Origin of the sequence: Zhongshania guokunii (assembly GCF_040892635.1) — a bacterium.
In the GTDB taxonomy this organism is placed as follows: domain Bacteria; phylum Pseudomonadota; class Gammaproteobacteria; order Pseudomonadales; family Spongiibacteraceae; genus Spongiibacter; species Spongiibacter guokunii.
Window position 1 is genome coordinate 126,353 of record NZ_JBFRYA010000004.1, and the last position, 11,814, is coordinate 138,166.

General features: G+C 53.0%; 12 protein-coding genes and 1 other RNA gene. 4 read left to right on the forward strand and 9 right to left on the reverse strand.

Annotated features, from left to right (window positions below; all coding sequences use genetic code 11):
* Window position 1 precedes the first annotated feature (1 nt).
* The 8 genes from AB4876_RS05990 to rsmI form a co-directional block, all read right to left on the reverse strand.
* Window positions 2-1,402, reverse strand: a complete 1,401-nt coding sequence (locus AB4876_RS05990) for a UDP-N-acetylmuramoyl-tripeptide--D-alanyl-D-alanine ligase (protein WP_368380741.1) — start codon at window positions 1,400-1,402, stop codon at window positions 2-4.
* Entirely contained in the window at window positions 1,363-2,841 is a 1,479-nt protein-coding gene (gene murE, locus AB4876_RS05995) for a UDP-N-acetylmuramoyl-L-alanyl-D-glutamate--2,6-diaminopimelate ligase (protein WP_368380742.1), read from the reverse strand. Before murE ends, AB4876_RS05990 begins: the two co-directional genes overlap by 40 nt.
* Window positions 2,841-4,565, reverse strand: coding sequence for a peptidoglycan D,D-transpeptidase FtsI family protein (locus AB4876_RS06000; RefSeq protein WP_368380743.1), 1,725 nt, complete (start codon window positions 4,563-4,565; stop codon window positions 2,841-2,843). The genes murE and AB4876_RS06000 overlap by 1 nt, the downstream gene beginning before the upstream one ends.
* Window positions 4,549-4,881: a cell division protein FtsL gene (ftsL, locus tag AB4876_RS06005; protein WP_368380744.1), complete on the reverse strand. Its 333-nt coding sequence runs from the start codon at window positions 4,879-4,881 to the stop codon at window positions 4,549-4,551. The genes AB4876_RS06000 and ftsL overlap by 17 nt, the downstream gene beginning before the upstream one ends.
* Before the next feature lie 2 nt (window positions 4,882-4,883).
* Window positions 4,884-5,825 carry a 16S rRNA (cytosine(1402)-N(4))-methyltransferase RsmH gene (gene rsmH / locus AB4876_RS06010; protein WP_368380745.1) on the reverse strand — a complete coding sequence of 314 codons (942 nt, stop codon included), beginning with the start codon at window positions 5,823-5,825 and terminating at the stop codon, window positions 4,884-4,886.
* A 12-nt stretch (window positions 5,826-5,837) separates the two neighbouring features.
* Entirely contained in the window at window positions 5,838-6,281 is a 444-nt protein-coding gene (gene mraZ / locus AB4876_RS06015; protein WP_368380746.1) for a division/cell wall cluster transcriptional repressor MraZ, read from the reverse strand.
* Window positions 6,282-6,553: 272 nt separating this feature from the next.
* Window positions 6,554-6,904: RNase P RNA component class A (gene rnpB, locus AB4876_RS06020), an RNA gene on the reverse strand.
* Window positions 6,905-6,958: 54 nt separating this feature from the next.
* The gene (gene rsmI / locus AB4876_RS06025; RefSeq protein WP_368380747.1) at window positions 6,959-7,813 is read right to left on the reverse strand and encodes a 16S rRNA (cytidine(1402)-2'-O)-methyltransferase; all 855 of its coding nucleotides are present in this window, start codon (window positions 7,811-7,813) and stop codon (window positions 6,959-6,961) included.
* Between the two features lie 35 nt (window positions 7,814-7,848).
* Between rsmI and AB4876_RS06030 the strand changes: the two genes are divergently transcribed.
* The 4 genes from AB4876_RS06030 to AB4876_RS06045 all read left to right on the forward strand — a co-directional run bounded on the left by AB4876_RS06030 (window position 7,849) and on the right by AB4876_RS06045 (window position 11,311).
* Window positions 7,849-9,756 carry a penicillin-binding protein activator gene (locus tag AB4876_RS06030; RefSeq protein WP_368380748.1) on the forward strand — a complete coding sequence of 636 codons (1,908 nt, stop codon included), beginning with the start codon at window positions 7,849-7,851 and terminating at the stop codon, window positions 9,754-9,756.
* Complete coding sequence (locus tag AB4876_RS06035; RefSeq protein ID WP_368380749.1) at window positions 9,756-10,139, forward strand: YraN family protein; 384 nt, start codon at window positions 9,756-9,758, stop codon at window positions 10,137-10,139. The genes AB4876_RS06030 and AB4876_RS06035 overlap by 1 nt, the downstream gene beginning before the upstream one ends.
* A gap of 66 nt (window positions 10,140-10,205) precedes the next feature.
* On the forward strand, window positions 10,206-10,736 hold the full coding sequence (locus tag AB4876_RS06040; RefSeq protein ID WP_368380750.1) for an SIS domain-containing protein: 531 nt from the start codon (window positions 10,206-10,208) through the stop codon (window positions 10,734-10,736).
* A 2-nt stretch (window positions 10,737-10,738) separates the two neighbouring features.
* Window positions 10,739-11,311, forward strand: coding sequence for a BON domain-containing protein (locus AB4876_RS06045; protein WP_368380751.1), 573 nt, complete (start codon window positions 10,739-10,741; stop codon window positions 11,309-11,311).
* 82 nt (window positions 11,312-11,393) lie between these two features.
* Here the strand turns inward: AB4876_RS06045 and AB4876_RS06050 are convergent, their stop codons facing one another.
* Window positions 11,394-11,801 (reverse strand): ClpXP protease specificity-enhancing factor, encoded by a 408-nt coding sequence (locus AB4876_RS06050; RefSeq protein ID WP_368380892.1) that lies wholly within the window; start codon window positions 11,799-11,801, stop codon window positions 11,394-11,396.
* Window positions 11,802-11,814 lie beyond the last annotated feature (13 nt).

The window sequence follows — 11,814 nt, forward strand, 5'->3', positions numbered from 1 at the left end:
GTCAGTTGCTCCCCCGCGCCAAGTCTGCCGCCATGGCATCTACCACCACTTCCATTGCGGCGCTGCGTGAACCCTTAACCAATACCGTATCCCCAAGCTGTAAATATGTTTTTAATGCCGAGATCAAGCTCGGCTTATCGTTAAACGCGTGACCATTGCTACCAAACTCCGCAGCCATCATGGCAGCGTACTCGCCCACTAAAAACACGCTATCTAAGCGATTGCCACGCGCGTAAGCCGCTATTTCACGATGCTGCTGCGCCGCTTCATTACCCAGCTCGGCCATGTGGCCAAGCACCAAAATTTTTCGCCCTTTGGCTTCTGCCAAGACATCTATGGCCGCGCGCACCGATCCTGGATTGGCGTTATAACTGTCATCAATCAAGGCGATACCGGCGATTTCGCGACGCAATAAACGCCCGCTCACACCGCGCACCGACTCCAGCCCACTAACGACCTCGCCAAGACTAGCGCCCGCCGACAGTGCAGCCGCGGCAGCCGCCAAAGCATTGGCAACCATATGCCGCCCCGACAGCGGCATACACACCTGTGCGCTCCCTTGAAAACTAACCAGTTCAAAACGAACCTTGCCTGGCTCACTCAGATCAATATCACGCGCAAACACATCGACATCCTCCCGCACCAAACTGAATAAGCGCTGCTGTACATCACAGGCATACGACTGCCAGAGCGCACAGTGAGCATCATCAGCGTTGATAATGGCGAGGCCGCCCTTCGCTAAACCGCGAAATATCTCGCCCTTGGTTTCAGCCACGCCGGTCAGTGAACCAAAACCAGCAATATGCGCAGGCTGAGCATTCGTCAGCACGGCGATCGTCGGTTCTGCAAATTCACAGAGGTAGTGGATATCACCTTGTTTTGCAGCGCCCATCTCGATCACTGCAAATTGGTGTTGCGCAGAGATGGCGAGCAAGCTTAAGGGAACGCCAATCTCATTATTTAAATTGCCAACCGTGGCATATACCTCGCCACATTGAGCAAAGATTGCGGCCAACATTTCTTTGGTGCTGGTCTTACCACTGCTGCCAGTAATCGCGACCAGCGGACCTTTGAAACGACGGCGATTTTCCCGCGCGATTAAGCCCAGTGCGCGACGGGTATCTGTGACCCTGACATTGGCCAAAATATCCCGAGTATCGCTAACAATTGCCGCTGCCGCGCCAGCCTCTTTGGCCGCCGCAACAAATTGATTACCATTAAAATTTTCGCCACTGAGGGCAACAAACAAATCGCCACGTTGAACTTGGCGGCTGTCGGTGCAGACCCGCTCAATAGTCACGTTTTCACCCGTCAACACGCCCTGCGTTGCAGCGGCGATGGCTTGTAAATTCATTGCCGCAATCATTCTGTCGGCCTCGCAGCTAGTGCTAGCCGTGCGCACTGAACATCGCTAAAGGGCAACCTACGACCGGCCACTTCTTGATAGTCTTCATGACCTTTTCCGGCAATCAGTACCACATCGCCAGATTTAGCAGCAGCAATCGCCGCAGCAATCGCCGCATCGCGCTCAGAAACCACCTGCGGTGAGCGGGTCATGCCAGCACATATCTCTGCAATAATAGCGGCGGGCTGTTCTGAGCGCGGATTGTCATTGGTCACCATAACGCGGTCAGAAAATTGTTCGGCAATAGCGCCCATCAACGGCCGCTTGCTGCGGTCGCGGTCGCCGCCGCAACCCATGACGCAAATCAATTCGCCTTTGGTAACCGCGCGCAGCGCCTGCAGCACTTTTTCAAGCGCGTCTGGGGTGTGGGCATAATCAATTACCGCCAGCACGCCATCTTCTGAGCGCAAGCATTCCATACGACCGGGAACCGGTTTTAAGCTTGGAATTGCATCAGCTATCGCCGTCGCAGTGACTCCCAAGCCCAATAGCACCGCACTTGCCGCCACCAAATTAGAAAGGTTAAAACTGCCCAGCAGTGGCGACTGCAACTGAAAACTGCCCCAAGGGCTGTGTACCTGCGCTGCGATCCCCTGCATATCGCAGCGTACATCGGCAGCGTAAACTGCGGCTTGGGAATCGCTAATACTAAAATCAATAGTTTGCTTAGCAGTGGATTCAGACAGCAGCTGGCGACCGAATTCATCGTCGCGGTTAATCACCGCCAAGGGCAAATCTGCCCATTTTAATAGACGCGCTTTCTCTGCACCGTAAGCCGCCATGGATCCGTGGTAATCCAAATGATCCTGGCTCAAATTAGTAAACACCGCCGCCGCAAAATTCAAAGCTTCCACCCGGTGCTGAGCAAGTCCGTGCGAAGACACCTCCATCGCCGCCCAATTAGCGCCGCCATCGCGCCAGTCACTCAATAGCGCCTGAATCGATACCGCATCTGGAGTAGTGTTATTGCCGCTATTCAAACGGCCAAAACGGCCATTGCCCAAGGTGCCAATTAAGCCGCAGGGCTGGCCGATAGTTTCCAACAACTGAGCGACCATCCATGCACAAGAAGTTTTGCCATTCGTGCCCGTAATGCCTATAAGCTGCAGCTGACGTGATGGCCGGCCGTAAAACCGGCCCGCAATTTCACTCAAGCGAGCGTCTAAATTTTCAATCACCACCACCGGCAGCGACCACTGGGCGTCGTCAAAGGGAGCGTCAGCAATAACGGCAACCGCACCGGCCGAGATCGCCGCATCAATATAATCACGGCCATCCACTTGGTGGCCTTTAATGGCCAAAAACACATCGCCGGCCTTTATTTTACGACTGTCTATGGCGAGCCCCGTTACCGGCACCGCAGCAACCTCATGACTTAGGCCTGGCAGTAAGTCTCCCAATAAACGCGGTAATGTGTAGTTTTGTTGGTCTGCCATCACGCTGACGCCCCCCCTTTTACTACCGGTTTAGGCTCTGTCTCTTCTAGGTTGTCTGGCGCGATATTCAACAGCCGCAGAGCATCCGACACCACTTTCGAAAACACTGGCGCCGCGACTAGACCGCCAAAATAATCGCCCTTAGGCTCATCTATCGTCACAACTGCCACAATCCGCGGATTACTGGCTGGCGCCACGCCAGCAAAAATCGCAAAATAGCGATCCTCGGCGTAGCCGCCGGCGATAGCCTTGTGCGAGGTTCCGGTTTTACCGGCAATACGATAAGCGTCAACCTGGGCGCGAGTCGCGGTGCCACCTAGCTCCGTCACCTCTTCCAGCATATCTACAACTTGACGGGCAATTTTGGCGGAAATCACCTGCTGCTGTGCCGGCTTTTCAGTGCGCTTGAGCAGTGAGACTTGCTGAAATACGCCGCGATTAGCGAAGACCGAATAGGCCTGAGCTAACTGTAAGTTGGTCACGGTGATACCATAGCCAAACGCAAACGTAGCCCGCTCGATGGGGCGCCAGTTAGCTCTATTCGTCAACACGCCACTGCTTTCACCGGGGAAACCTGAGTTGGTCGAACGCCCCAAGCCAAAGCGATCGAACACACCCCAAATATCGTGTTCATCCAGCGACAGCGCGATTTTAGTGGTACCTACCTGGCTAGATTTTTTCAACACTTCAGCCACGGTGAGCACACCGTAATTACGGTGATCCTCAAGTAATTTTCTACCAACCTTGATATAGCCGGGATTGGTATTAATCTTGGTGTCTGGCTGGTATTTGCCACTTTCCAGCGCGGCCACCATCGTTAGCGGCTTGACGGTTGAACCGGGCTCAAACATGTCAATAACCGCGCGATTACGAAGCGCATCGGGGGTCAACTGATTGCGATTATTGGGGTTGAACGAAGGCTGATTGACCAAGGCCAACACCTCGCCACTATCACTATCAATAATAACGACCGAACCGGCTTTAGCGCCGGTTCGATTTATTGCTGATTTAAGTTCTCGGTAGGCTAGATACTGCAAGCGCAGATCTATACTGAGCTGGACATTTTTGCCGGGGCTGGCCGCCTCCCCGGCGTCGATCTCTCTAATAATATTGCCGTATAAATCTTTTAATACCCGTTTGCGACCCGGCGTACCATTTAGCCATTCGTCATAAGTCAGCTCTAAACCTTCCTGGCCGCGATCATCAATATCGGTAAAGCCCAATAAATGTGCGGTCACTTCCCCTGCGGGGTAAAAACGGCGATATTCCCGCTGTAAATACACACCGGGAATCTTCATTTGCATCAGCGCCTGCGCGGCGACGGGCGGCAAATGACGACGCAAATACATAAACTGGCTGTCACCATAGCGTTGAACTCGGCGCGTCAATTCACTTACCGACATATCCAACGCCCCAGCCAAGCGCGACCAGTCACTTTTTGCGCCGCGCAGTTCTTGCGGGTTTGCCCAGATAGAAGCCACCGGCGTACTCACCGCCAGTGGCTCACCGTTGCGATCAGTAATAATTCCACGATGGGCGGGGATTACTTCGGTGCGGTTGGTGCGCGCATTGCCTTGGCCTTGCAAGAATTGGTAGCCGCGATCAACATCGAGAACTTGCAGGGTAAGGGCGCGCCAAGCCAATAAAAAGGCGAGCAGCAGCAGGCCGCCGAGCACGATACGGAAGCGCCAGGGCGATATTTGAACTTTAGCCTGCTTTGCCATAACCCCGAACCATTTTGACTTCCCGTATATTGGGTGCCTGCATTTTTAATTTCTGTACCGCCATGTCTTGAACTCTATCTGGCGACGCCCAAGTGCTCTGTTCCAACAGCAGGCGCCCCCACTCTTCTTCCAACGACATGGCGTCGCGGCGCAAATCCTGTAGCTGACCAAAAAGCTTGCGGCTCTTATGAGAACTCTGAATAACCGCAATACATGACATCACCACGAGTAACAGCACCGCCGGAACTAGCAACCCACCAAACGGTGCTGGTGTAGATCGCTCCGATGTTTTGCTCCGCTGCCCAGCTGCCCGCATTGCTATGCACACTCATCTAAAGCGATTTTTTCCGCTACGCGCATTACCGCACTGCGCGAGCGAGGGTTTAACGCAACCTCATGCTCGGTAGCCTTAACCGCCTTGCCAATAATTTTTAATTTGCGATTGCGCTGGCTCTCGGTAACCGGAATATATGCCGGTACTTTGTCTCCCTCAGCCTGACGACGCATAAAACGCTTAACGATGCGGTCTTCGAGGGAATGAAAGCTAATCACCACCAAACGGCCGCCCACTTCAAGATTGTCGACAAGTTTGCTCAGCAGCTTTTCTAAATCCGTTAACTCATCATTTATAAAGATCCGTATCGCTTGAAAGCTGCGCGTTGCCGGATGCTTGTGTTTTTCCCAAGCTGGGTTAGCCTCGGTAACTATTTTTGCGAGCTGGAGAGTACGCGTAATCGGCTGCTCTTCCCGTGCAGCAATAATTGCCCGAGCAATGCGCTTGGCAAAGCGTTCTTCGCCATAGTCTCGCAGCACTTTGGTAATTTCAGCTTCGTCTGCTACAGCAATCCACTGGGCGGCACTCATCCCACGATCAACGTCCATGCGCATATCCAAATCGCCGTCGCGCATAAAACTGAAGCCGCGCTCGGCTTGATCTAATTGCGGCGACGAAACACCTAAATCCAGCAGCACACCGGTAAATGGCGCCACCATACCCTCGGCTTCAGCCAGCTCAGCAAAGTCTGCAAATGAACCTCGAGCAATTTGAAAACGCTGATCAGCGGCGCTCAACTCAAGCCCTTCAGAATACGCCTGGGCGTCTTTATCTATACCCAGCAAGCGCCCGTCGGCACTCAAGCTCGCCAGTATCTGCCGGCTGTGGCCACCACGGCCAAACGTGCCGTCGATATAGCGCCCACTGGTGTCTGTTACCAATGCGCTCACGGCCTCGTGCAGCAATACTGTTAAATGTTGTTCCAAATGACACTCTCTCTATAGTGACAGCGACAACATCTCTTCTGGCATATCGTCACCCTCTCCCGCTGCACCAAGCCAGTCGAACCATCCCGACTCACTCCACAGCTCTAATTTTTTACCCTGACCAACCAGTAATAGTTTTTTCTCAAGATCAGCGTAATCGCGTAATGGTTGCGGCAATAGCACTCGGCCGTTGGCGTCCATTTCCAGAGGGGTGGCATAACCCAGCAACAGCCGCTGCGCTAAGCGCGCTTTGCGATGAATATTGGGTAGCGCCTCAATTTTTGGCAATAAGTCCAGCCATTGCGGCTCGGGATACACCAGCAGACAGCGTTCTTCGGTATGGGCGGTAATAACCAAGCGGCCGCCACACACAGACACCAAGGCGTCGCGTATCTTGGCTGGTATCGCCAAACGCCCCTTGCTGTCCATTGTTATGGCATGACTACCTAGGAACACATTCCCCACCTTTTCCCACTGAGAAAACCATTAAAAACCACAAAAAACCACTTTTACCCACTAAGCGACACTATAGGAACTTGCAAGCCCCAGTGTCAAGCTGGGTCTAAGGGAAAATAGAGGGATTTTTCTTAAAAATGTCAGTAACTTGCGTGCAAAAACAGAGAAAGGGGGGCGAGCTAGAACAACTAAACAATGGGAAACAAAGGCATGAGAAAGCGACTTAATGTATTACATTAAGTGTAAAGAGATTTTAGTAAAGAAGAGGGTAAAAAGTGAGTCGGCCGATAAGCCGGGTTCTGTCTTGGACGACCATTCATCTGGGATCTGCGTCACCGCAAACCTCTAGCAGCCTACCCGAATCCACTGTGGGCCACAGCATTGGATTCCTATTTGGCCTTGCTCCAGGCGGGGTTTACCATGCCACGAACTGTTGCCAGTCGCGCGGTGCGCTCTTACCGCACCATTTCAACCTTACCGGCAGCTTGCGCTACGTAGGCGGTGTATTTTCTGTTGCACTTTCCGTAGGCTCGCACCTCCCAGGAGTTACCTGGCGCCTTGCCCTGCGGAGCCCGGACTTTCCTCCCTGCAGCGAACTGCCGAGCGATCGTCTGGCCGACTCAACTGTAAGAATAACCAGTAGTTAGCGCCGACGCAAGCGCTATTTACCGCAACAACTAGAGAGGATTCTCAATACCGTATTGATATAGCTGATTTTTCTTAATGCCCGTGATTTTTGCACACAGCGCCGCCGCCTGCTTCAAAGGCAGCTCAGCACGCAAAACATCAAGCATCTCAATAACCGAAACTGGAATGCCATCATCGCCGCCAAAGCCTGCTATCAACACCACGCACTCACCGCGCTGCTGATTGCTGTCGGCACTGACCCACTCCAGCATTTCAGCGGCGGGCAACCGTTTAACGGTCTCAAACAATTTCGTTATTTCTCTGGCCAACACCACGGTGCGGTCAGGCCCCATCACGGTGAGCACATCCGCCAAGCTGTCGCGAAGCCGATGCGGCGCCTCATAGAAAATCATCGTGCGGCGTTCGCGCACCAAGGCCTTTAAGGTCGCCTGTCGCGCATGTTGCTTAGCCGGTAGAAAACCCTCAAACATAAACCGGTCCGAGGGCAGCCCAGCCACACTCAGCGCCGCGATAACCGCGCAGGCACCGGGTATCGGCACCACCTTAAAACCCTCGCTCAGCGCAAGATCAACCAATCGATAACCTGGGTCAGAAACCAGCGGCGTACCCGCGTCAGAAATCAAAGCAAGATCTTTACCTCCACGCATATGGTCGAGCAAGCGTTCGAGAGCGGCATTATTACTGTGATCATGATAAGCCACCAAGGGTGTATCAATGTCAAAATGCTTCAATAGCGGACGACTGTGGCGAGTATCTTCCGCCGCGATGAGCGCAACTGTTTGTAGGACCTCTATGGCTCGAGGTACCATATCTGCCAAATTCCCTATTGGCGTCGCAACAACGTAAAGGGTGGGGCTAATTTCCACAATGGATGCCTCGCTCATAATGCATGACCGCGCAGACTAACAATGGCTTATCAATGAAGACAAGAACTTTTGCTTTTGCACTTATTTGCGGCTTGCTGGTTAGCTGTGCCTCCACACAGCCGCCCAGCACTATTTACAAGCGGCCAGACACCCAAAAACCCGCGTCGCAGCCCCGCCCAAACTTCAGCGCAGCCACTAACTTTAATCCGGCCACTGCCGATGCCAGTCTAGTCGAGCAGTGGCTGAGCGAGGCCGCGGCCCTAGATACAGATGAAGCAGCAGATCTACTGCTCCGCGCCGCTGACGTTCTCCTCAGGGAAGGCGAGTTCGCCCGCGCTGACGACGTAGTCGGCGAGCTTATCGCCCCAGAACTAAGCTCCGAGCAAGCTCTCCACCTCGCAATTATTCGGGCCAGAGTGCGTCGCGGCCACGCCGAATTCAGCGAGGCTCTGCGCGAGCTGACCGACCCACTAATCGAAGCAGCGGTCATTGACGCACCGATTCGCCAACAACTGCAATACAGCCAACTACGAGCAAGCCTATTCCAAATTGAGGGCGACCACCTCGCCGCTGCGAGAGAGTGGATTTTTATCGATCCGCTGCTCACTCCCAGCCAGCAATCTGCAAACCGCGAGGCAATCTGGCTCTCGCTGATGCAAATCCCAACCAGCACCTTGATCGAGAATATCGGCAGCAATGGCAACCGCGACTACCTCGGCTGGCTGGAACTTGCCTCCATTGCCAAGGATAATCAAGGCGACATCGAAGCCCAGGTTCGTCAGCGCGATGCATGGCTCGCACGCTGGGCCAAGCATCCAGCACGCTACTCACTGCCCGGTGGCCTCGACAAATTAGACGACCTCATCATTGAGCGCCCCGATCAAGTTGCGTTGATTCTGCCGGTGACCGGCCGCCTCGCTGCCTACGGCAAGGCAATCCGCGATGGTTTTTTTGCTGCCTACTACGAAACCCTCAACCTGGGTGGCAGCGTGCCGACAATCAAACAGTACGATAGTAATATCGGCAGTATCGACGCGGTGTACCAGCAAGTCGTTAATGACGGCAACAAACTGGTTATTGGCCCACTAGAGAAAGAAAACCTTAGCGCCCTCACCGCTAGCCATCCACAATCCATGCTTCTGCCAACCCTGGCCTTAAACCGCATTGAGGGCGATCGTTTCCCCAGCGGCCTCTATCAGTTCGGTCTAAATCCAGAGGACGAGGCTGCGCAAATAGCAGATATCGCGCTAGGCAAAGGCTATAAACGCGCACTAATCATTACTCCCGAGGGCGCATGGGGCCAAAAAGTCGCAGACGCGTTTAGCAGCCGCTGGCAGCAATTGGGCGGTAAAATTGTTGCCAGCCAAACCTTTGACGCAAGCAAAAACAATTACTCCAAGCAGATCAAAAGTATTTTAAATATCGACAAAAGCCAAAGCCGCCTGCAGCGACTGCAACAAATTATTGGCCTGCGACCAAACTATGAGCCCTACCGTCGCACCGACCTAGACTTTATCTTTTTACTCGCCCGCCCCAACGAGGGGCGGGCTATTAAGCCTTTATTGGCCTATCACTACGCGGGCGACATACCCGTTTACGCTACCTCGCATATCTATCGCGGTAGTAGCGCACCCACCAAAGATCAAGATATTAACGGCGTGCGCTTCATTGATATTCCATGGATTTTTAATGAAGATTCAGAGATCCGTCAAGCCATAAACAATGGCATTCCCTCGAGTGCGAGCTACCAACGGATGTACGCTCTTGGTGTAGATAGCTTTCGCTTACACTTGCGACTAAAACAGCTGCGCAACGGCGCCGACAGCAAGGTATTTGGCGAAACAGGCACCCTGAGTTTAAATATATTTGGTCAAATTGAGCGAGAGCTATCCCTTGCGGAAATTCAAAATGGCATCGCAGTGGTCAACCCGATCAACACTGCGGAACAAGATCAACCCTAATGTTTTTGCGGGCAACGGCAGCTGACTCTGGCAAACGCGCGGAATTGGCTGCCGGCTGTTATTTAGAAAAACACAAACTTAAAATTATTGAACGCAATTACCGCTGCCGCTTGGGTGAAATTGATATTATCGCCCTTAGCACAACACACTTGGTGTTCGTCGAAGTTCGCTATCGACACAGCAACAGCTTCGGCAGTGGCGCCGAATCCGTCACCCTGCGCAAGCAACAGCGGATAATGCTCACCGCCCGCCACTATCTCGGCAGTCGTGCCTGCAGCGCCAAGTATCGTGAACTTCCATGCCGCTTTGATGTCATTGAAGCTAGCCCCGAAAAAAACGGTGAGCTGCACTTCAACTGGCTACCCAACGCTTTTCAGGAGTGAGACAAAAACACCGTGGATTATTCTGAGCAAGTTATAGACCTGTTTCATCGGCACATAGAAAGCTGCATGTATACAATGGAATCGTTAAGCGACACCATCGTTCAAGCCAGTGAATGCATCGTAGAAAGCATGCTGCACGAGCACAAAATCATTTGCTGCGGGGAAGGCAGTAGCGGCTTGATTGCCCACCATTTGGCCACCAATTTACTAACCAGCTTTCAGCATGAACGCCCTGCACTACCAGCAATGATTCTCAGTGCCGACGCCGCTACCGCCATCGCCGCCGACTCGAGCTACAACGACATCTACGCCAATCAAATTCGAGCCCTCGGCCAAGCGGGCGACTGCTTGGTACTGTGCTACAACGGCAACGGATCCACCGCCACGCTGCGGGCCATTCAGGCCGCCCACGAGCGCAATATGCGAGTGATTTCACTCTGCAACCTAAGCGGCGGCGACGCCAGTTCACTGCTCGCCCCCGAAGACGTCGAGCTCGCCTTCCCAGTAGAGGATCGCGCCCGCGTCACCGAGATGCAACTTATCGCCATTCACAGTATATGTGAGCTTATAGACAGCCAACTCTTTGGAAGCCCCTAATCATGACCTCTTTTCTACGTATCAGCATACCCGTATTGCTCATCAGCCTTCTCTGTGGCTGCACCCAAATACTGACCGCCACTACCGACAAACCCATCGCAGAGGATCCAGGCAGCCGCAGCTTAGGAAGCTATTTGGACGATGAAATCATCGAGACCAAGGCCTTAGTAAACATTCGCAAAACCGACCCCGCACTGCAGAGCGCCCGCATAAGCGTGACCAGCCACAACGGCATCGTATTACTTACCGGCAACGCGCCGAATGAACGCCTCAGGCAATTGGCAGGAGAAGTAGCTAATGAAATTAAGAAAGTCCGCAAGGTGCACAACGAACTAGCCGTAGGCGGCGACGTAGGTATGGTAGCGCGCAGCAATGACACATGGATAAGTACCAAGGTGAAAAGCCGCCTATCTCTTGACGACAAGCTCGATGCGTCGAAAATCAAAGTTGTTACTGAAAATGGGATCGTCTACTTGATGGGCTTGGTATCGAAGGCCGAATCAGACACCGCATCAAGAATCGTTAGCGAGACCAGCGGCGTACAAAAAGTTGTACGGGTATTTGAATACTATTGAAGGTAATCCTGCCTGACACATAATCAGAAACTGACAGGGCAACACGAAAAACGGGCCTGATTCACATCAGGCCCGTTTTTTATTACTTAACCACTTTAAGACTTGGCTTAGATTTACCGCTAGGTAATTTGCTAAGACTCGCCGCTGGCCTCGGCCCAGGTGGCGTAGGCGGTAGATCAGGCTCTTCTGTTTCAAACAGCATGCCCTGACCATTTTCCTTGGCGTACACACCCAAAACCGCCGAAATTGGCGCACTAACTTCCTGCGGTACACCACCGAAGCGACCACTAAAGGTCAAATAATCGTTACCGACATTCAACCCCATCACCGCAGATGGTGATATATTGAGTACAATTTGGCCGTCCTGCACATACTGCTGAGGTACAAACACCCCTTCGTACAGTGCATTCACAAGTACATAGGGAGTGCAGCCGTTATCGACTACCCATTCGTAAATTGCCCTAATCATATAAGGACGGCTTGAAGTCATTGCCATAATAATT

What these genes read in the sequence shown, in the direction of transcription:
- murE (WP_368380742.1), bottom strand. Translation starts at nt 2,841, where the DNA reads ATGGCAGACCAACAAAACTACACATTACCGCGTTTATTGGGAGACTTA.
- AB4876_RS06000 (WP_368380743.1), bottom strand. Translation starts at nt 4,565, where the DNA reads ATGGCAAAGCAGGCTAAAGTTCAAATATCGCCCTGGCGCTTCCGTATC.
- ftsL (WP_368380744.1), bottom strand. Translation starts at nt 4,881, where the DNA reads ATGCGGGCAGCTGGGCAGCGGAGCAAAACATCGGAGCGATCTACACCA.
- rsmI (WP_368380747.1), bottom strand. Translation starts at nt 7,813, where the DNA reads ATGAGCGAGGCATCCATTGTGGAAATTAGCCCCACCCTTTACGTTGTT.
- AB4876_RS06030 (WP_368380748.1), top strand. Translation starts at nt 7,849, where the DNA reads ATGAAGACAAGAACTTTTGCTTTTGCACTTATTTGCGGCTTGCTGGTT.
- AB4876_RS06035 (WP_368380749.1), top strand. Translation starts at nt 9,756, where the DNA reads ATGTTTTTGCGGGCAACGGCAGCTGACTCTGGCAAACGCGCGGAATTG.
- AB4876_RS06040 (WP_368380750.1), top strand. Translation starts at nt 10,206, where the DNA reads ATGTATACAATGGAATCGTTAAGCGACACCATCGTTCAAGCCAGTGAA.
- AB4876_RS06045 (WP_368380751.1), top strand. Translation starts at nt 10,739, where the DNA reads ATGACCTCTTTTCTACGTATCAGCATACCCGTATTGCTCATCAGCCTT.
- AB4876_RS06050 (WP_368380892.1), bottom strand. Translation starts at nt 11,801, where the DNA reads ATGACTTCAAGCCGTCCTTATATGATTAGGGCAATTTACGAATGGGTA.